Genomic DNA, 17,251 nt, shown 5'->3' with positions numbered 1-17,251 from the left:
TGACGTGGTGCGCGGCGTGCGTTTCTCAGGGGATTCACAGGAATGGGAAAGGGCGCTCTCAGAGGCCGGGCCCAGGCTGGCCGCATGCGTACCGAACTGCTCAGGCCCGGCGGCAGCCCCGTGCGGGTGCTCGTCGTGGACGATGAGGCGTCCCTCGCCGAGCTGCTGTCCATGGCCCTGCGTTACGAGGGGTGGGAGGTCCGCAGCGCCGGTGACGGGGCTGGGGCCGTGCGTTCGGCGCGCGACTTCCGGCCCGACGCGGTCGTACTCGACGTGATGCTGCCCGACATGGACGGGCTCGCCGTCCTCGGGCGGCTGCGCTGCGAACTGCCCGACGTACCCGTGCTGTTCCTGACGGCCAGGGATTCCGTGGAGGACCGGATCGCGGGGCTGACGGCGGGCGGCGACGACTACGTCACCAAGCCGTTCAGCCTGGAGGAGGTCGTGGCCCGGCTGCGCGGGCTGATCCGGCGGTCGGGGACCGCGGCGGCGGCCGTACGGAGCGAATCGGTGCTGACAGTGGGCGACTTGGCGCTCGACGAGGACAGCCACGAGGTCTCGCGGGGCGGCGACGGGATCCATCTCACCGCGACGGAGTTCGAGCTGTTGCGCTTCCTGATGCGCAATCCGCGCCGTGTCCTGAGCAAGGCGCAGATCCTCGACCGGGTGTGGAACTACGACTTCGGCGGCCATGCCAATGTCGTCGAGCTGTACATCTCGTATCTGCGCAGGAAGATCGATGCGGGCCGGGAGCCGATGATCCACACCCGGCGCGGCGCTGGGTATTTGATCAAACCGGGTATGTGAGTGGGAGTGAGGGTGGCCGTATCCCTCCGCACCCCACCCGCTCCCCGCTACTCCGTCGCGAGACGCGCCGGGAAGCCGCCCGTGGCGATTGGGCCCCAGCGCTCCGGTGTGATCCGGATGATCGACTTGCCCTGCTTGAGCATGGCGGCCCGGTACTCGTCCCAGTCCGGGTGTTCCCCCGAGATGTTCCTGAAGTACTCGACGAGCGGCTCCACCGAATCCGGGGTGTCGATGACCTCCGCCGATCCGTCGATCTGCACCCAGGGCCCGTTCCAGTCGTCCGACAGGACGATCACGCTCGCCCGCGGGTTCCGTTTGGCGTTGCGGGTCTTGGCGCGCTCGGGGTAGGTCGAGGCGACCAGCCGACCCGCGTCGTCCACGCCGCACGTCAACGGCGAGCCCTGCGGGGTGCCGTCCGCGCGGGTGGTGAGCAGGATCGCCCGGTGCCTGGGCCGTACGAACTCCAGCAACCGGTCGAGTTCCACTGCCGTATTGGTCGCGATGTTCGGTGTCATGGGGCGACCCTACGACTCGGTGCTCCGTGGTCCCGGGACCTCCCACGGCCTGCCCGTGACCGCCTCGGCCACGCTCGCGTAGGCCGGCACGTCCCGGCGCGGATTGGTCAGCGCCAGAATCCGCGCCACCTGCGGCTCGGTGACCGCGAGCCGCAGGTGGCGCGCCCCGCTTCCGGAGGCGCTCCTCGCTCGCGGTGATGAGTTCGACGCCCCGGGTGTCGATGAACGTCGTGTGCGTGAGGTCCAGGACCAGGACGTGCAGAGAACCGGTCCGCTCGTCGATGATCCGGGCGGGGTCCGCGTGCAGTTGGGGCGAGTTGCCGAGGTCGATCTCGCGCGGCAGCTTCACCAGGGTGCAGTGCGGAAGATCACAGGGGTTCAGGAGCATGGGAGGAGGCCTCACCCGACCGGCGTCCTCGTTGTGCGGATGTCGGCCGCTTCCTGACCCGGAGCTCCATTTCAGCACGGGTGAACCTGTTCGGTGGAGCGTGTGCCCTATTGCTTCGAGGCGGTCGGGAAGCGGATAGAATCTGTCCGTCCTTTGCTCGCAGTCGGGAATGTGCTGCGGAGCTCTCCAGCGCATGGCTTCATCCAGGCCGTGCTCGCCGAAGAGGTTCGTGGTGACTGCGTCCGACATTTCTGAAAATCAGCATGAATATGCCGATTCTTCTCCTGATTCCTCCGCCGCTTTCGTCGGCGCCGTCGACCTGGTCCTGGCCGACGCACTGACCGCCGCCGCGGTCGGCCTGCACGAGGCCAGGGGCCGGGACGACACGTTGCGTACCGCGGTACAGCTGGCCGAGAAGATCGTTCCCGGCGCCGACTGCGCGGGCATCTCCGTCGTCGAACGCACCGGCAGCGTCTCCACGGTCGCCTGGACCGACGAGACCGTACGGGTCATCGACGCCGACGCGTCGTACGGCAGTTGGGACGGGCTCCGGTCCGCGCCCGTCATGCGGATCGACGACACCACGGCGTGGGAGGGCTGCGGCCCGGCACTCGCCGCGGCCAACCTCCGGTCCGGCCTGTTCCTGCGTCTGCGCGGTCGCCAGCGCAGCTTCAGCGTGCTGACGCTCTACGCCCGCAAGCCGCAGGCCTTCGACGACCGGGCCGCGCACATCGCCCGGCTGCTGGCGGCGCACATCGGCATCGCGCTGGAGACCGCCGCCGTGCAGGAGCAGCTCGCCGAGGCCATGCACACCCGGGACGTCATCGGACAGGCCACCGGCATCCTCATGGGGCGGCTGAACATCGACGCGGCACAGGCCTTCGAGCATCTCGTACGGGCCTCGCAGCAGGGCAATGTGAAGCTGCGCGACATCGCGGCCCGCATCGTCGACGCGGCCACACCCGAGTGACGGCCGCCGCATCCGGAGGGCATCCCGGGTGAGTGACCCGATCCGGGGCACGCGAAGCGGATGAGGGACACGGCGGGTGCGACCGAGGCGGCCGGCAGGGCGGGTGCGACCGGGTGGAGCCACGGCTTCGACCTCGCCCCGCCGCACGGCGCCCTCTCCGACTGGCACGGCCTGGACGCCTTCCTCCAGGAGCTGACCGAGCTCGCCGTGCACGCGGTCGGCGGTACCGACTCGTGCAGCGTCACCATGCGGAGGCGCGGCAGGTTGGTCACCGCCGCCAGCAGCGACGGCCTGGCGCCGGCCCTCGACGGGCTGCAGTACGACGTCGAGGCGGGGCCGTGCGTGTGCAGCCTGGAGAACGGCGAGGAGGAGAGGGGCTAGGCCTGCGGCAGCTGCTCCCCCTGCACCGCCTGGATGTTCAGCTCGACCCGCAGCGTCGCGCCGATCGCCGAGATGCCCGCCTGGACCACCTGGTTGTAGTTGATGGCGAAGTCCTCGCGGCGCAGTTCGGCCGTCGCGCGGAAGGCCGCCCGTACGCCGCCCCACGGGTCCGGGCCCGTCCCCAGGTAGCTGAGGTCCAGCTCGACCGGGCGCGCGACCCCGTGCAGGGTCAGCTCGCCGTGCACGGTCCACCGGTCGGGCCCGGCCGGGGTGATGCCCGTACCGCTGTAGGTGATCTCGGGGAACTGCTCCACGTCCAGGAAGTCGGGCGACTTCAGGTGTCCGTCGCGCATGCCGTTGCCCGTGTCGATGCTCGCCGCGCCGATGACCGCGTCGACCCGTGACGTGCCCAGGTCCTCGGCGATCTCGATGCGCCCGCCGAATCCGGTGAACCGGCCGTGCACGCTGGAGATGCCCAGGTGCTGGGCGACCGCGGCCACCGAGGAGTGCGCCGGGTCGATGGTCCAGGGGCCCGGTGGCGGCAGCTCGACGCCGCCCTGACGGGCCAGCACGAAGGTGCCCGCGTCCGCCCGGCCGCTCGCCGTGACGAGCGCGGTCGAGGCGGCGGGGGCGTAACCGGCGGCCGTCACGACCACCGTGTAAGGACCGGAGGGCAAGGGGGCGTCGGTCCTTACCGCGCCCTCCCCGTCCGCGTCGGCCCGCAGCACCTGGGTGCCCGTCATGTCGGTCACGGTCACCACCGCGTGCTGTACGGCCCAACCGTCGCGGGTCCTTACCTGTGCGCGAAGTCCCATCCCGTTTTCTCTCCTTGCCGAAATGATGCGGGCCCCGGACGGGGCGGCGGGCCGTCCCCTGCCCGCCGCCGCTTCCGGGGCCCATTTCCACCCGCTCGGCCGGGGCCGCGCCTCCGCTCGGAGCGCGGCCCCGCCGAGGGGGGCCTGAGGGTGCCTGTGAGGGCTACTCGCCCGGGTGGGCGAGCTCGATGTCGTGGCCGTCGACGCCGCGGCCCGCGACCGTCAGCGCGCCCGCCACCGGCGGGTAGCCGGTCGCGACGACCGTGTACTCGCCCGAGTTCAGGTCGGCGAAGGCGTACGCCCCGTCGTCCCCGGTGGTCGACGTGGCGACGACGTTCCCGGCCGCGTCCATCAGCGTCACGCGGGCGTCGGCCAGCGGACGCCGGTCGGCGCCGCCGCGTACCGTGCCCTGGACCAGCGCGCCGGACTGCAGCGCGACCTCGATCCGGGTGACGCCCTGGCCGCCGATGTCCACCGGCAGTGCCATCGGCCGGAAACCGGCCGCGTTCACCGCGATGGTCACCGAGCCGGGGATCAGCTCACCGAAGGTGAACTCGCCCTGGCTGCCGGACTTTCCGGTGGCCAGCACATCGCCGCGCACATCGGTCACCACGACCATGGCGCCCTCGACGGGCAGCCCGCCGTCCGTGGTGCGCACGGTGCCGAGCAGTCCGCTCGTACCGGACAGCAGGATGTCGTACGCGACGGGCTCGTCGCCGACGACCACCGTGGACGCCTGCGGCTGGAAGCCGTCGGCGGAGGCGATCAGTACGTACGAACCGGCTGCCGGGGCGTCCAGCGCGTACCGGCCGTCCTGGGCCGCGGTGCGGCCCAACTGCCGTCCGGCCAGCGAGATCAGCGTGACCGCGGCGTGCGACACGGCTGTTCCCTCTGCGGTACGGACCGTGCCGTGCAGGGTCCTGCCGGTCGGCGGCGTGGCCGCGAACGACGCGGTGGAGTCCTGGGCCGGGTCGCGGACCTGGAATCCGGCCACTCCGGCGGCCTCTTCGCCAAGCAGCTCACCGGTGGTCTCACCGGCCGGGCCGTTGGCGGGCTCGGCGGGTGCGGCCGGGCCGTCGGACGACTTCAAGGCGACCTCCTTGACGAACATCACCAGGATCAGGCCGATCAGCGCGATCGGCGCCGCGTACAGGAAGAGGTCGGCGACCCCGTGCCCGTACGCGCTCTCCACGACGGTCCTGACCGGTGCGGGCAGGGCGTCCACGTCCGGGATGGTGTTGCCGCCACCGGCGCTGGGCTTGATGTGCAGGGCGGTGAGGCCGTCCTCCACGTAGTGGGCGATGCGGTTGGACAGCACCGCGCCGAGCGCGGAGACGCCGACCGCGCCACCGAGGGAGCGGGTGAAGGTGACCAGCGAGCTGGCCGCGCCGAGCTCGTGCGGCTCCACCTGGTTCTGCGAGGCGAGCACCAGGTTCTGCATCATCATGCCGAGACCGAGGCCGAGCACCGCCATGTAGATGGCGACCTGCCAGTAGTCGGTGTCGTACCTGATGGTGCTGAGCAGGCCGAGACCCGCGACGAGACCGACACCGCCGCCGACCAGGAATCCCTTCCAGCGGCCCGTCTTGGTGATGATCTGGCCGGAGACCGTCGAGGAGATGAAGAGACCGGCGATCATCGGGATCGTCATGACGCCGGACATCGTCGGCGACTTGTCCCGGGCCAGCTGGAAGTACTGGCTCAGGAAGACGGTCGAGCCGAACATCGCGACACCGACGAAGAGGCTCGCGAAGGACGTGAGCGCGATCGTGCGGTTACGGAAGAAGCGCAGCGGGATCAGCGGCTCCTTGGCCTTCGTCTCGACCAGGAGGAAGAGCAGGCCGAGCACGAGCGTGCCGCCGAGCATCGCGTACGTCTGCCAGGAGTTCCACTCGTACTTGTCGCCCGCGAGGGTCACCCAGATCATCAGCAGGGAGACGGAGGCGGCGAGGAAGAAGGCACCGAGCCAGTCGATCTTCACCTTGCGGCGGACGACCGGAAGCTTGAGGGTCTTCTGGAGGAGGACCAGGGCGATGGCCGCGAACGGCACACCGACGTAGAAGCACCAGCGCCAGCCGAGCCACTCGGTGTCGGTGATGACACCGCCGAGCAGCGGGCCGCCGACGGTGGCGACGGCGAAGGTGGCGCCGATGTAACCGGCGTACCTGCCGCGCTCACGCGGCGAGATCATCGCGGCGATCACGATCTGGGTGAGGGCGACCAGACCGCCGGTGCCGATGCCCTGGAGTACTCGGAAGGCGATCAGGGTGCCGGTGTTCTGTGACAGACCGGCGAGCGCCGATCCGATCACGAAGATGACCAGTGCTATCTGGACCAGCAGCTTCTTACTGAAGAGGTCGGCCAGCTTGCCCCACAGGGGGGTGGTCACGGTCATGGAGAGAAGTGCGGCGGTGACGACCCAGGTGTACGCGCTCTGGGTGCCGTCGAGATCCTTGATGATCTCGGGAAGGGCGTTCGACACGATGGTCGACGACAGCATCGCGACGAACATGCCGAGCAGCAGGCCGGTGAGGGCTTCCATGATCTGCCGGTGTGTCATCGGCGCGCCGTCGGAGGAGTGATGTGTCCCCTGCTTGGCGTGGCCGCCCCGCACACCGACTGGTGTGGTCGTAGCCATTGAATTCCTTTGCTTTACGCGGGTGTTGCGGGTGATGCAGGTGTTACGGGTACCGCGGGCTTCCGGGCCTCGGAGCCACCGTCCTGCTCGAAGTGGTGCGGGGCCCGTGCCCGGCAGTCGCCGAAGCTGTTGCGCAGGCGGGCCAGCATGATGTTGAGCTGGCCGACCTCGTCGTCGGACCAGTCGTCCAGGGCGCCGGCGAGCGTCGCGGTGTAGCGCTCGGAGAGTTCCTCCAGGAGCGCCCGGCCCGCCGGGCTCAGCCGCAGGATGCGCGAACGCCTGTCCCCCGGGTCGGGGGCCCGGTCGATCCAGCCGCGGTCCGCCACATGGGCGACGTGCCGGCTGGTTACCGACATGTCGACCGCGAGCAGCTCGGCCAGCCTGCTCATCCGCATCTCGCCATGACGGTCGAGAAGGGTGAGCACCGCGGCCGATCCTGCCGGGCAGTGTGCGGGGAGGATCTTGGCGAGATCGCGTTTGACGGCGCCGATGGCACTGAGCTGCCGGGCCAGTTCCGCGTACTGACTCTGCGCGGCCATCGGCACCTCCGTTCATCTTGTTGCTTAGGGCAACCATAGAAGCGGTTGGTTGCTACAGGCAAACTAATTCGGGACTCAGGGAGTAAAGGAACCCAAAAGCCTCCGTGCGGCGCGGGTCAACGGCGTCCGTACTGCCGGTAAAGCCGCAGATCGCGAGGGTCGGGGGGCCGGGGTGTGCGGGATGCCTCTTCTTCGCTAGGGTCCTGCCCCATGGCACACAACCCCCAAGCCCCCCAGGGTCCCGAGGGTCACAGCGACCCGGCGGGCAGCACTCAGATGTTCCGCGCCTTCGTCGACGAGGGTGAGCCGCAGCGGCAGCAGCCGGCCGCGGCGGTGTCCTCGGGCGGCCCGAAGACCGGACTGATCGTCGGCGTCGTCGCCGTCATCGTGGTCCTCGCGGCGGTCGCCTGGCTCGCGCTCGGCTGATCGTCCCGTCGGCCGCCCCGGTGGCCGCTGCGGGAGCGGGCCCGACGGCCGGCGCCCCGCAGCCGCCTCGGGGCGCTCCCGGCGTCACTCCTGGTCCGGGTGGCTCCCCGCGGCGCTCATGAGGCCAACGGCGGCGTCACTTCCAGTCGGCGGTGACGTCCTGGGTCTCCACGCGCATGCCCAGCGGCACCCGCCAGGCATCCACGCACACGGTGTACGTCCTGTTCACGGCCGCGCCCGCCGCGATCGGTCCGGGCAGCGGCTGCGCCGAATAACGGGTGCCCCAGTCGACGCCCAGCGCGCCGATGATGTGCGTCGCGAAGGTGACGCTGCCGGACCGCACCGGTGAGCCACCGGTATTACTGAACCGCACGGTCACCTTCTCGCACCACCGCTTCCCGGCGCCCGCGCGCGCGGGCTCGCCCACCTTGAGCGCGGCGGGCGCGGGCGGGGGCGGAGGCGTGGTGGCGGGCGGCGATCCGGGGCCGGTGCCCGGCGATCCCGTGCCGGGCGGCCCGGTGCCGGGTGAGCCGGTTCCCGGTGAGCCGGTTCCCGGTGAGCCGGGGGCGGTCTGACCGCCGGACGGGCCACTGCCACCGGCGCCGCCGCCCGTACGACCGGGGGCCGATCCACCGCTGCCCGGTGCGGCGGGCCTTCCGGAGCTGCCGGGTGCGTCCGGGGCCGCCGCTTTCCCGTCCGAGCCGCCGTCACCCGCGGCGCCGGGCGCGCCCTTGCCCGTACCGCCGGCCGTCGACCCGCCCGGGCCTTGGCCCTCGGCGGGGTGCTTGCCGCTGCCGCCGCCCCGAGCCCCGTCGTCGTCGAGGGGCACCAGCTCGACCTCGCCGTCGGGCGGTACGGCCCTGCCCGGCGCCCGCTCCGGTGACGGGCCCGCGGCGCCGACCGCCGCATAGCCGTTGTCGTCGCCCTCGCCACCGCACGCGGCCAGAACCCCGCCCAGACACAGCACAGCCACCGAGGCGCCCAGCGCGGCACCCCGGCGGCCGTATATCAGACCATGACGTCGCATCGCGCCAGTTTGTCTGACGCTCCGTCAATTGGAAACCCCGTCAGCAGGACTGACTGCCTGTCACTCGGGTCCCAGCGGTGAACCGTCCGCTCAGTCCGCGATGAGCCCTTCCCTGAGCTGGGCGAGCGTGCGGGTCAGCAGGCGTGAGACGTGCATCTGGGAGATGCCGACCTCTTCGCCGATCTGCGACTGGGTCATGTTGGCGAAGAACCGGAGCATGATGATCTGGCGCTCCCGAGGCTGCAGTTTGGCCAGCAGCGGCTTGAGGGACTCGCGGTACTCGACGCCTTCCAGCGCCGTGTCCTCGTATCCCAGCCGGTCGGCCAGCGACCCCTCGCCGCCGTCGTCCTCGATGGAGGGCGAGTCCAGCGAACTGGCGGTGTAGGCGTTGCCGACGGCGAGGCCGTCCACGACGTCCTCCTCCGACACCCCCAGCACCACGGCGAGTTCGGGGACGGTCGGCGAGCGGTCGAGCTTCTGCGCGAGCTCGTCACTGGCCCGGGTCAGCGCGAGCCGCAACTCCTGCAGCCTGCGCGGCACCCGCACCGACCAACTGGTGTCGCGGAAGAAGCGCTTGATCTCACCGACCACCGTCGGCATCGCGAACGTGGGGAATTCCACCCCGCGTTCGCAGTCGAACCGGTCGATCGCCTTGATCAGCCCGATCGTGCCGACCTGGACGATGTCCTCCATCGGCTCGTTCCGGCTGCGGAATCGGGCCGATGCATAGCGCACCAGGGGGAGGTTGAGCTCAATGAGGGTGTCTCGAACGTACGTATGCTCCGGGGTGTTCTTCTCAAGGGCGGCAAGCCGCAGGAAGAGGGAGCGGGACAGAGTGCGTGTGTCGATGACTTCCGGCTGCGACACGATTGCCGGCTTGGCCACGTGGTCGAGCACGGCGGGCACTGCTTTGGTGAGCACCTTTGAGCTGCCCTGTTCTGCGGACATGCCACCCCCTTGAGGTCGCGGACGGTAGCGGCGGGCGCTCCCGTTCGGAGGAAGCAGCCTCCACCTGAATACCGGTGGCGGAGCTGCGGCAAACGCGGTTCCAGCAGAATGTCACATGTCGGCAACACGCTGTAGCGCCAAGTCGACAAATCTGCGCAGGAAAGAGGGGGTGTGCGGCTTTTCGGCCATCCTGCGGGAGTGCCCGTTCTGCTTACGCTTCGATTCGATTTGCGGATCGAAGCCGCGCGAAGCTTCTGGCCAGCAGTCTCGACACGTGCATCTGGGACACACCCAATTCCGCGCTGATTTGCGATTGCGTCAGATTGCTGTAGTAGCGAAGCAGCAGAATCCGCTGCTCGCGTTCGGGCAGTTGTACGAGCAGATGCCGTACGAGGTCCCGGTGCTCGACGCCGGCCAGGGCCGGGTCCTCGTATCCGAGCCGGTCGAGCAGGCCCGGTAGGCCGTCGCCCTCCTGGGCCGCCTCCAGCGAGGTCGCGTGGTACGACCGGCCCGCCTCGATGCAGGCCAGTACCTCGCCCTCGGAGATGCGCAGGCGCTCGGCGATCTCGGCGGTCGTGGGGGACCGCCCGTGGGCCGTGGTGAGGTCCTCGGTGGCCCCGCTGACCTGGACCCACAGCTCGTGCAGCCGACGCGGCACGTGGACGGTCCTGACGTTGTCACGGAAGTACCGCTTGATCTCGCCGACGACGGTCGGCATCGCGAAGGTCGGGAACTGCACCCCGCGGTCCGGGTCGAACCGGTCGATGGCGTTGATCAGACCGATCGTGCCGACCTGGACGACGTCCTCCATCGGCTCGTTGCGGCTGCGGAAGCGGGCGGCGGCGTACCGCACGAGCGGCAGGTTCGCCTCGATGAGCGCCCCGCGCACCCGGCTGTGCTCGGGAGTCTCGGGGTCCAGCACCTTGAGCTCGCCGAACAGCACCTGGGTCAGTGCCCGGGTGTCGGCGCCGCGACTCCTGGCCGGGGCGGCGTCCGGGGCGGGGTCGGGGGCGGTCTCCGGGGGCAGCGGGGGGAGCTGGGAGCCCGGACGGCTCTGCTGGCCCTGTTGGCTGTGCTGGATCTGCTGGGGCGGAGCCTGAGGCGCTGTACTGGCAGGCACGGTCGCGCCACCCCTTTCCTCGGTCAACCACGGTCAACTCATCCGTCAAAAGCGGTCATAGCATCACAAGACATGTGCACTGTGTGCAAGCACCGTATATCGCCGTGTTGAGGGCAAGTTGGGGCGTAACTACGCATAAACCCCACACCAAAATGGTGTGGGGCAGGGTGCGGAGGGGGCTCAGAACTCGTAGTCGGCGATCACCCACGTGGCGAATTCGCGCCACTGTCCGGCGGCTGCCTGATGGGCCGGGTGTTCGACGTAGCGCTTCAGCGCATCGCGGTCCCGCACCGCCGAGTTGATGGCGAAGTCGTACGCGATGGGCCGGTCGGTGATGTTCCAGGCGCACTCCCAGAACTCCAGCTCGGGGACGACCCCGTCGAGCTCCTGGAAGGCCTTCACGCCGGCGGCGACACGCGGCTCTTCCCGCTGCACGCCGTCATTGAGCTTGAAGAGGACCAGATGGCGGATCAAGAAGCACTCCTTGGAGACGGAGGGCGTCCGGATCGGTCATCGGTCGGTCACTGGATCAGTTCGGACATGAACTCGCCGACGCCCTGAGCGGCACTGGCAATGCCTTCGAACCCTACCTGGACAAGATCGGCCGCCCGGCCGGGCGACGTGATGATCGTGTACAGCACGAAGACCACGATCACGTACAGCGCGAGCTTCTTGGTTTGCACCATGCGTGCGGCCTCCCCTGCCGGTCCCCTGTGCAGTCGGGAGAGTGTATCGGCAGAAACGGCGTGCCCAGGGGTCGCAGCGATCACTCACTCGGCCTTTAAGGACCTACGACCCGCCGATCCGGGCCCTTTGCCCGCCCGTCGCCCCGCTCGGGGGGCGCAGGATGGATCTGAGCCCGGCGGATCTGGCAGGAATCCGCAGGGCGAGGAACAGGACCTCACTGCGGGGTCCGGCCGCCGGCTTCCCCCCTGGTGCGGCCGGACTTGCAGGTCTTGTTCTCATCGGGGGGGAGCGGCTTGTCCCCCCGATACCGCTTCCCCCGTCCAACGCGAAGGCCCCGACCATCCCCCCGGTCGGGGCCTTCGGCTGTTCGCTGCCGTACCGAGAGCCCTTATCGGTAGCCCTTACCGAGAGCCCGCGGTGCCCGTGCAACGCGAAAGCCCCGGTTCAGTGAACCGGGGCTTTCGCTCAGAGCGGTAGCGGTGGGATTTGAACCCACGGAGAAGTTGCCCCCTCACACGCTTTCGAGGCGTGCTCCTTAGGCCGCTCGGACACGCTACCGAGACAGAGCTTAGCCCACGGTGGGCCGTGCTCCGAAATCCGTTCCGGCAGGTGACCCCGCGGCCCTGTCGGGACCGCCCGCGCCCCGCTTCCGGCCCGCCCTTCAGCGGTTCCGGAAGAAGGCGGTGAGCTGAGCCGAGCACTCCGCTTCGAGGACGCCGGCGACGACCTCGGGCCGGTGATTGAGCCGCCGGTCCCGTACGACGTCCCAGAGCGACCCGGCCGCGCCCGCCTTCTCGTCGAGCGCGCCGTAGACCACCCGGTCCACCCGGGACTGGACGAGCGCCCCCGCGCACATCGTGCACGGCTCCAGCGTCACGACCAGCGTGCAGCCGGTCAGACGCCAGCCGCCGAGCTTTCCGGCCGCCCTGCGGATGGCCAGGACCTCGGCGTGCGCCGTCGGGTCGCCCGTTGCCTCGCGCTCGTTGTGGCCCGCCGCGAGCAGCGAGCCGTCGGGAGCCAGCAGGACGGCGCCGACCGGCACATCGCCGGCCTCCGCCGCCCGTGCCGCCTCGTCCAGGGCGAGACGCATCGGCGCCTGCCAGGGATCACGTACCGGGTCGGGTACTGGGTCGGGTGGGGCATCGGTACCGGCACCGGGTCGTGGGCCGGGTGCCGGCCGATCAGGTACTGGATGAGCCGTGGCCACTACTGGACGGTCTCCAGTACGTCGGCGGCGCCCAGGACGTCGGCGATCTCGGCGAGCGCGTCCGTGTCGAGCGCCAGCAGTTCCTTCTCGGACAGACCGAGGTCCACCAGGACCCCCGCGTCGCCGAGCGGGCCCGCCGGTACGACAGCGCTGTCGCCCGGAGTGCTCTCCTCCCCGTCGTCCTCCACTTCCGTTTCCGGGTCCGGCTCGCCGTCCTCGGTCCCGTCGAGGTCGACGAGCTCTTCCAGGGCGTCCGGATCCTCGGGATCGCGGCCGAGCAATTCGTCGGTGAGCAGAATCTCCCCGTACGAGGAACGGGCGGCCGCGGCCGCGTCCGAGACGTAGATACGCGGATCCTCCTCGCCGTCCACCCGGACGAGGCCGAACCATGCGTCTTCCTGCTCGATGAAGACGATCACCGTGTCGTCGTCGACCGTGGCCTCGCGGGCCAGATCGGTCAGGTCGGACAGGGTCTCCACATCGTCGAGCTCCGTGTCGCTCGCTTTCCACCCGTCTTCGGTGCGCGCGAGCAGTGCGGCGAAGTACACCGTGACTCTCCCACTGGTCTCGAGAAGTGCCGGTTGGAAGTCCTCCCGGCCGGAGGGTGTAGCTGGGCGGGGGAAACCGTTTTGCAGCTCCTGGCCCCGCCCACTCGGAATCGTGGCAGAAACGAAGGCTGAGCGAGAGGTCTTCCGCTCTTGCGTCGTGTACCAGTCCTGACGGAGTCGTCTCCGGGCCTCTTCCGAGTCCTCCCGGATTCTCCTCGAAGCCCCCTCGGTTTCCCGAGTGCGGAGTCCCCTCATGGGCCGCTCGCCAGGCGCTCGGCAGGCGCCCGCCAGGCGCTCCGGACGGCTGCCCGGGGCCTCCGGGCCGCCGCTACCAGCGGAAGGTGCGCATCCGCATCTGCTGACGCATCCGCGCGGCGCGGGCCGTGCGCGGCTTCACCCGGTCGCGCAACTCCTTGGCCTCGTTCAGTTCGCGCAGGAAGTGGGCGCGTCGCCGCCTTCGGGCGGCCTCGCTCTCCGGCTTCGGCTGCTGGTCCCGCGTCTGCTCGGGCTCTTCCCCGTCCCGCATCGGCCACACCACCCCACGCTGGGTTCTCCTGCATCCCACCTTCCCCCTGGACAGGGGGTTGATGCCAGCGCAGTGGGCGCTGGAGCCCGGTTACTGTTGTGGGCATGCGCATCAATGTCGTCGACCACCCGCTGGTGGCGCACAAACTCACCACGTTGCGCGACAAGCGCACCGACTCTGCGACCTTCCGGCGCCTCGCCGACGAGCTGGTCACCCTGCTCGCGTACGAGGCCACCCGGGACGTGCGCACCGAGCAGGTCGACATCGACACCCCGGTGGCGAGGACGACGGGCGTGAAGCTGTCCTACCCGCGCCCCCTGGTCGTGCCGATCCTGCGGGCCGGTCTCGGCATGCTCGACGGAATGGTCCGGCTGCTGCCGACCGCCGAGGTGGGCTTCCTCGGGATGGTCCGCAACGAGGAGACCCTGGAGGCGTCCACCTACGCCACCCGGATGCCGGAGGACCTCTCCGGGCGCCAGGTGTACGTGCTGGACCCGATGCTGGCCACCGGCGGCACCCTCGTCGCGGCGATCCGCGAGCTGATCAAGCGCGGCGCGGACGATGTGACGGCCGTCGTGCTGCTGGCCGCGCCCGAGGGCGTGGAGATCATGGAGCGCGAGCTGGCCGGCACGCCGGTCACCGTGGTCACCGCCTCGGTGGACGAGCGGCTCAACGAGCACGGCTACATCGTCCCGGGCCTCGGTGACGCGGGCGACCGAATGTACGGCTCGGCCGAATAGCCGGTCCGGCACGCAGTAGTACGTCAGCGGTACTTCAGCAGTACGTCAGCACTTTGCGGAGGGCGCGGGGGCGGGGTTGGCCAGTGCGGCCAGGGCCGCGTCCGCGTCCTTCTTCGTGTCCAGCTTCTTGAAGGCCGTGCCGAGGATCATGTCGACCTCGGTGCCCGTGCGGGCGTCGGCCTTCTGCTCCGCCTTCTTCAGCTGCGTCCCGAGGACGGGCAGCACACCGGCCACGTCCTTGGGGGCGCCCAGCAGTATTCCGGTGCCCTTGACCTTCTTGTCGTACTCGGTCGGGGCGTTTCCGACCTTGCCGATGGCGAAGCCGCGCTTTTTCAGCTCGTCGGCCGTCTCCTTGGCGAGACCGCCGCGCGGCGTCGCGTTGTAGACGTTGACCTTGATCTTGCCCGGCTTGGGCAGGGCCTTGGCCGACGTGGTCGAGGTCGCGGGGGAGGCCTCGGGCGCGGAGGGCTTGCAGTCGTCCTTCTTGCGGCCGGACGCCGTGGTCTTCTTCTCACCGCCCGTGAAGACGTCGATGAGCTGCAGTGTCCCCCAGCCGACCAGGCCGAGGGCCAGGACCGAGGCCACCACTACGAGGACGATCCTGCGTCGGTGACGAGGGCGGCGCATACGCGGGAACTTGTCGCCCGTGATGCGGTACTTTCCGCCCATGCCGGGGGGAGTCAGCATGCTCATGGGCGCAGCGTAGTGCGCTCATGAGGTGATTCCTACTAAATGATCAACGACTGACCGGCACTCCAACCCAAAAGGCCCAATTAGGTGTTGACCGGACACACCGAACGGAGTACCGAGCGGGGCTGCGGCGGGTGCCCCGGCCGCTCGGTGGCGTGTCGGGCGGCGGGGTCAGATGCCGTCGAGTTCGAGGACGCGCGCGTGCAGCACCTGGCGCTGCTGGAGCGCGGCGCGGACCGCGCGGTGCAGTCCGTCCTCCAGATAGAGGTCGCCCTGCCACTTCACGACATGCGCGAAGAGGTCGCCGTAGAAGGTCGAGTCCTCGGCGAGCAGCGTTTCCAGGTCCAGCTGGCCCTTGGTGGTGACGAGCTGGTCGAGGCGGACCGGGCGCGGCGCGACATCCGCCCACTGGCGGGTGCTTTCCCGGCCGTGGTCGGGGTACGGCCGGCCGTTTCCGATGCGCTTGAAGATCACACGGAAAGCCTACCGGGCGAGCGCCTCCGGGCGCAGCCATGAGGCAGGGGTGCAAAGGTCGTATTCAGCGCCAGAACGGGAGCAAACATGAGCGGAAGTACCCCCTCCGGTGACTCCGGCGGTTCGGCTGACGAGGTGGCGGCCATTGCCACGGGTTACGCCTTCACCGGTCCGGCCCTCGAACTGGGCGCCCTGCTCTGGGAGGGCGAATGTCTGCCGGACACCCAGATCCGGATCCCCCTGGCCATGCTCAACCGGCACGGGCTCGTCGCGGGGGCCACCGGCACGGGCAAGACCAAGACGCTCCAGCTGATCGCCGAGCAGCTGTCGGCGCAGGGTGTCCCGGTCTTCCTGGCCGATGTGAAGGGCGATGTGTCGGGTATTTCCGCGCCAGGTGAGGACGGCGAGAAGGTACGCGAGCGGGCCTCCCAGGTCGGGCAGACCTGGGAGGCGACGGGCTTCCCCTGCGAGTTCTTCGCGCTGGGAGGGATCGGGCCCGGCATTCCGCTGCGGGCCACGGTCACCAGCTTCGGTCCGGTGCTGCTGTCGAAGGTGCTCCAGCTCAACCAGACGCAGGAGCAGTCGCTCGGCCTGATCTTCCACTACGCCGACTCCAAGGGCCTGGAGCTGGTGGATCTGAAGGACCTGCGGGCCGTGGTCGCCTTCCTGGTGTCGGACACGGGAAAGGCCGAGCTCAAGGGCATCGGCGGGCTCTCGTCGGTGACGGCCGGGGTGATCCTGCGGGCGCTGACGGCGTTCGAGCAGCAGGGCGCGAGCGACTTCTTCGGGGAGCCGGAGTTCGACACGAGCGAGTTCCTGCGGTCCGCGCCGGACGGGCGGGGGCTGGTCTCCGTACTGGAGCTGCCCGCCGTGCAGGGCAAGCCGCAGCTCTTCTCGACGTTCCTGATGTGGCTGCTCGCGGACCTCTTCCACGATCTGCCCGAGGTCGGCGACCTCGACCGGCCCAAGCTGGTCTTCTTCTTCGACGAGGCGCATCTGCTGTTCAACGGCGCCTCGAAGGCGTTCCTGGAGTCGATCACGCAGACGGTGCGGCTGATCCGTTCGAAGGGGATCGGGATCTTCTTCGTCACGCAGACGCCGAAGGACGTGCCCGGGGACGTCCTCGCGCAGCTCGGCAACCGGGTGCAGCACGCGCTGCGGGCCTTCACGCCCGACGACGCGAAGGCGCTGAAGGCGACCGTGCGAACTTTCCCCCATTCGGAGTACGACCTGGAGGAGTTGCTGACGGCGCTCGGCACCGGCGAAGCGGTGATCACCGTCCTGAGCGAGAAGGGCGCGCCGACCCCGGTCGCCGCGACCCGGCTGCGCGCGCCCGAATCGTTGATGGGCCCGGTCGAGGCGGCGGCGCTGGAGCAGGCGGTGAAGGCGTCGCCGCTCCACGGGCGGTACGCGGAGCCGATGGACCGCGAATCGGCGTACGAGAAGCTCACCGCGAACCAGCAGACCGCGGACGCGGAGGCGGTGCGGGTGGCGCTGGAGGCGGAGCAGGCGAAGGAGCGGGCCGACGCGGCGAGCCAGGCCTCGCGGCCCCAGAAGGCCCAGAAGGGGGATGCGTCGCTCGCCGAGCAGGTGGTGGGCAGCGGCGTCTTCAAGTCACTTGCACGGTCGATCGGGACCCAGCTGGGCCGCGAGATCTCCCGGTCGATCTTCGGCACGGCACGGCGGAGGCGGTGACCTATGGCGGGGTGGCGCGAGGCGCGGTTGCACAGGGCGCGGTTGGGTGGCCGCGAGGGGGGCGCGGGGCGCGGTGGCGCGGGGCGGGGCGGGCTTTCCCTCCGGTTGGA

Annotated in this window: 20 protein-coding genes, 1 tRNA gene and 1 pseudogene; 6 read left to right on the top strand and 16 right to left on the bottom strand. The window is 70.0% G+C overall.

Translation table 11 applies throughout. The annotated features are described in order from the left end of the window. Window positions 1-84 precede the first annotated feature (84 nt). Window positions 85-807, top strand: coding sequence for a response regulator transcription factor (locus ACLLJJ_RS17330; RefSeq protein WP_434592144.1), 723 nt, complete (start codon window positions 85-87; stop codon window positions 805-807). Between the two features lie 47 nt (window positions 808-854). Here ACLLJJ_RS17330 and ACLLJJ_RS17325 read toward each other — a convergent pair whose 3' ends face one another. Further along, the gene (locus ACLLJJ_RS17325; protein ID WP_434592141.1) at window positions 855-1,322 is read right to left on the bottom strand and encodes a PPOX class F420-dependent oxidoreductase; all 468 of its coding nucleotides are present in this window, start codon (window positions 1,320-1,322) and stop codon (window positions 855-857) included. A gap of 172 nt (window positions 1,323-1,494) precedes the next feature. Further along, a pseudogene (locus ACLLJJ_RS17320) lies at window positions 1,495-1,710 on the bottom strand (STAS domain-containing protein); the annotation flags it as partial. 232 nt (window positions 1,711-1,942) lie between these two features. Here ACLLJJ_RS17320 and ACLLJJ_RS17315 point away from each other — a divergent pair. Then, complete coding sequence (locus ACLLJJ_RS17315; RefSeq protein ID WP_434592139.1) at window positions 1,943-2,680, top strand: GAF and ANTAR domain-containing protein; 738 nt, start codon at window positions 1,943-1,945, stop codon at window positions 2,678-2,680. Between the two features lie 60 nt (window positions 2,681-2,740). Continuing rightward, complete coding sequence (locus ACLLJJ_RS17310; protein ID WP_434592136.1) at window positions 2,741-3,061, top strand: hypothetical protein; 321 nt, start codon at window positions 2,741-2,743, stop codon at window positions 3,059-3,061. Here ACLLJJ_RS17310 and ACLLJJ_RS17305 read toward each other — a convergent pair. The 3 genes from ACLLJJ_RS17305 to ACLLJJ_RS17295 form a co-directional block, all read right to left on the bottom strand. Continuing rightward, complete coding sequence (locus tag ACLLJJ_RS17305; RefSeq protein WP_434592133.1) at window positions 3,058-3,876, bottom strand: YceI family protein; 819 nt, start codon at window positions 3,874-3,876, stop codon at window positions 3,058-3,060. The genes ACLLJJ_RS17310 and ACLLJJ_RS17305 overlap by 4 nt on opposite strands. 163 nt (window positions 3,877-4,039) lie before the next feature. After that, window positions 4,040-6,514, bottom strand: a complete 2,475-nt coding sequence (locus tag ACLLJJ_RS17300) for an MFS transporter (RefSeq protein ID WP_434592132.1) — start codon at window positions 6,512-6,514, stop codon at window positions 4,040-4,042. A 14-nt stretch (window positions 6,515-6,528) separates the two neighbouring features. After that, window positions 6,529-7,053 (bottom strand): MarR family winged helix-turn-helix transcriptional regulator, encoded by a 525-nt coding sequence (locus tag ACLLJJ_RS17295; RefSeq protein WP_434592130.1) that lies wholly within the window; start codon window positions 7,051-7,053, stop codon window positions 6,529-6,531. 210 nt (window positions 7,054-7,263) lie between these two features. Here ACLLJJ_RS17295 and ACLLJJ_RS17290 point away from each other — a divergent pair, with 210 nt between their 5' ends. Then, complete coding sequence (locus ACLLJJ_RS17290; protein ID WP_434592127.1) at window positions 7,264-7,479, top strand: hypothetical protein; 216 nt, start codon at window positions 7,264-7,266, stop codon at window positions 7,477-7,479. A 136-nt stretch (window positions 7,480-7,615) separates the two neighbouring features. Here the strand turns inward: ACLLJJ_RS17290 and ACLLJJ_RS17285 are convergent, their stop codons facing one another. The 9 genes from ACLLJJ_RS17285 to ACLLJJ_RS17245 form a co-directional block, all read right to left on the bottom strand. Next, window positions 7,616-8,506, bottom strand: coding sequence for a hypothetical protein (locus tag ACLLJJ_RS17285; RefSeq protein WP_434592124.1), 891 nt, complete (start codon window positions 8,504-8,506; stop codon window positions 7,616-7,618). A gap of 90 nt (window positions 8,507-8,596) precedes the next feature. Further along, entirely contained in the window at window positions 8,597-9,454 is an 858-nt protein-coding gene (locus tag ACLLJJ_RS17280) for an RNA polymerase sigma factor SigF (protein WP_434592121.1), read from the bottom strand. 211 nt (window positions 9,455-9,665) lie between these two features. After that, window positions 9,666-10,574 carry an RNA polymerase sigma factor SigF gene (locus ACLLJJ_RS17275; RefSeq protein ID WP_434592120.1) on the bottom strand — a complete coding sequence of 303 codons (909 nt, stop codon included), beginning with the start codon at window positions 10,572-10,574 and terminating at the stop codon, window positions 9,666-9,668. A gap of 180 nt (window positions 10,575-10,754) precedes the next feature. Continuing rightward, window positions 10,755-11,048: a Dabb family protein gene (locus ACLLJJ_RS17270; RefSeq protein ID WP_434592118.1), complete on the bottom strand. Its 294-nt coding sequence runs from the start codon at window positions 11,046-11,048 to the stop codon at window positions 10,755-10,757. A 47-nt stretch (window positions 11,049-11,095) separates the two neighbouring features. Beyond that, window positions 11,096-11,260 carry a hypothetical protein gene (locus tag ACLLJJ_RS17265; protein ID WP_434592116.1) on the bottom strand — a complete coding sequence of 55 codons (165 nt, stop codon included), beginning with the start codon at window positions 11,258-11,260 and terminating at the stop codon, window positions 11,096-11,098. Window positions 11,261-11,732: 472 nt separating this feature from the next. After that, window positions 11,733-11,819 (bottom strand) — tRNA-Ser (locus ACLLJJ_RS17260). A 103-nt stretch (window positions 11,820-11,922) separates the two neighbouring features. Beyond that, window positions 11,923-12,351 (bottom strand): tRNA adenosine(34) deaminase TadA, encoded by a 429-nt coding sequence (tadA, locus tag ACLLJJ_RS17255; protein ID WP_434592114.1) that lies wholly within the window; start codon window positions 12,349-12,351, stop codon window positions 11,923-11,925. A 116-nt stretch (window positions 12,352-12,467) separates the two neighbouring features. Continuing rightward, window positions 12,468-13,016: a hypothetical protein gene (locus tag ACLLJJ_RS17250; protein WP_434592111.1), complete on the bottom strand. Its 549-nt coding sequence runs from the start codon at window positions 13,014-13,016 to the stop codon at window positions 12,468-12,470. 328 nt (window positions 13,017-13,344) lie between these two features. After that, window positions 13,345-13,542 carry a hypothetical protein gene (locus ACLLJJ_RS17245; protein ID WP_434592108.1) on the bottom strand — a complete coding sequence of 66 codons (198 nt, stop codon included), beginning with the start codon at window positions 13,540-13,542 and terminating at the stop codon, window positions 13,345-13,347. 104 nt (window positions 13,543-13,646) lie between these two features. Here ACLLJJ_RS17245 and upp point away from each other — a divergent pair, with 104 nt between their 5' ends. Continuing rightward, window positions 13,647-14,282, top strand: coding sequence for a uracil phosphoribosyltransferase (upp, locus tag ACLLJJ_RS17240; RefSeq protein ID WP_434592105.1), 636 nt, complete (start codon window positions 13,647-13,649; stop codon window positions 14,280-14,282). Window positions 14,283-14,327: 45 nt separating this feature from the next. Here the strand turns inward: upp and ACLLJJ_RS17235 are convergent, their stop codons facing one another. Continuing rightward, entirely contained in the window at window positions 14,328-14,975 is a 648-nt protein-coding gene (locus tag ACLLJJ_RS17235; RefSeq protein ID WP_434592102.1) for a LytR C-terminal domain-containing protein, read from the bottom strand. 168 nt (window positions 14,976-15,143) lie between these two features. Beyond that, on the bottom strand, window positions 15,144-15,446 hold the full coding sequence (locus tag ACLLJJ_RS17230) for a type II toxin-antitoxin system VapB family antitoxin (RefSeq protein ID WP_214921385.1): 303 nt from the start codon (window positions 15,444-15,446) through the stop codon (window positions 15,144-15,146). 87 nt (window positions 15,447-15,533) lie between these two features. On the opposite strand from ACLLJJ_RS17230, the gene ACLLJJ_RS17225 reads away from it, so the two are divergent. Further along, the gene (locus tag ACLLJJ_RS17225) at window positions 15,534-17,141 is read left to right on the top strand and encodes a helicase HerA-like domain-containing protein (RefSeq protein WP_434592099.1); all 1,608 of its coding nucleotides are present in this window, start codon (window positions 15,534-15,536) and stop codon (window positions 17,139-17,141) included. Window positions 17,142-17,251 lie beyond the last annotated feature (110 nt).

Source organism: Streptomyces sp. A5-4 (assembly GCF_051131715.1).
Lineage (GTDB): Bacteria > Actinomycetota > Actinomycetes > Streptomycetales > Streptomycetaceae > Streptomyces.
Note: the sequence above shows the minus strand (reverse complement) of the source record. Positions and strands in the feature narration are given on the sequence as shown.

Excerpts from the sequence above, each read along its gene's own strand:
- ACLLJJ_RS17330 (WP_434592144.1), top strand. The coding sequence starts at position 85 with ATGCGTACCGAACTGCTCAGGCCCGGCGGCAGCCCCGTGCGGGTGCTC.
- ACLLJJ_RS17325 (WP_434592141.1), bottom strand. The coding sequence starts at position 1,322 with ATGACACCGAACATCGCGACCAATACGGCAGTGGAACTCGACCGGTTG.
- ACLLJJ_RS17310 (WP_434592136.1), top strand. The coding sequence starts at position 2,741 with ATGAGGGACACGGCGGGTGCGACCGAGGCGGCCGGCAGGGCGGGTGCG.
- ACLLJJ_RS17305 (WP_434592133.1), bottom strand. The coding sequence starts at position 3,876 with ATGGGACTTCGCGCACAGGTAAGGACCCGCGACGGTTGGGCCGTACAG.
- ACLLJJ_RS17300 (WP_434592132.1), bottom strand. The coding sequence starts at position 6,514 with ATGGCTACGACCACACCAGTCGGTGTGCGGGGCGGCCACGCCAAGCAG.
- ACLLJJ_RS17295 (WP_434592130.1), bottom strand. The coding sequence starts at position 7,053 with ATGGCCGCGCAGAGTCAGTACGCGGAACTGGCCCGGCAGCTCAGTGCC.
- ACLLJJ_RS17290 (WP_434592127.1), top strand. The coding sequence starts at position 7,264 with ATGGCACACAACCCCCAAGCCCCCCAGGGTCCCGAGGGTCACAGCGAC.
- ACLLJJ_RS17285 (WP_434592124.1), bottom strand. The coding sequence starts at position 8,506 with ATGCGACGTCATGGTCTGATATACGGCCGCCGGGGTGCCGCGCTGGGC.
- ACLLJJ_RS17280 (WP_434592121.1), bottom strand. The coding sequence starts at position 9,454 with ATGTCCGCAGAACAGGGCAGCTCAAAGGTGCTCACCAAAGCAGTGCCC.
- ACLLJJ_RS17265 (WP_434592116.1), bottom strand. The coding sequence starts at position 11,260 with ATGGTGCAAACCAAGAAGCTCGCGCTGTACGTGATCGTGGTCTTCGTG.
- tadA (WP_434592114.1), bottom strand. The coding sequence starts at position 12,351 with ATGCGTCTCGCCCTGGACGAGGCGGCACGGGCGGCGGAGGCCGGCGAT.
- ACLLJJ_RS17245 (WP_434592108.1), bottom strand. The coding sequence starts at position 13,542 with ATGCGGGACGGGGAAGAGCCCGAGCAGACGCGGGACCAGCAGCCGAAG.
- upp (WP_434592105.1), top strand. The coding sequence starts at position 13,647 with ATGCGCATCAATGTCGTCGACCACCCGCTGGTGGCGCACAAACTCACC.
- ACLLJJ_RS17235 (WP_434592102.1), bottom strand. The coding sequence starts at position 14,975 with ATGAGCATGCTGACTCCCCCCGGCATGGGCGGAAAGTACCGCATCACG.
- ACLLJJ_RS17225 (WP_434592099.1), top strand. The coding sequence starts at position 15,534 with ATGAGCGGAAGTACCCCCTCCGGTGACTCCGGCGGTTCGGCTGACGAG.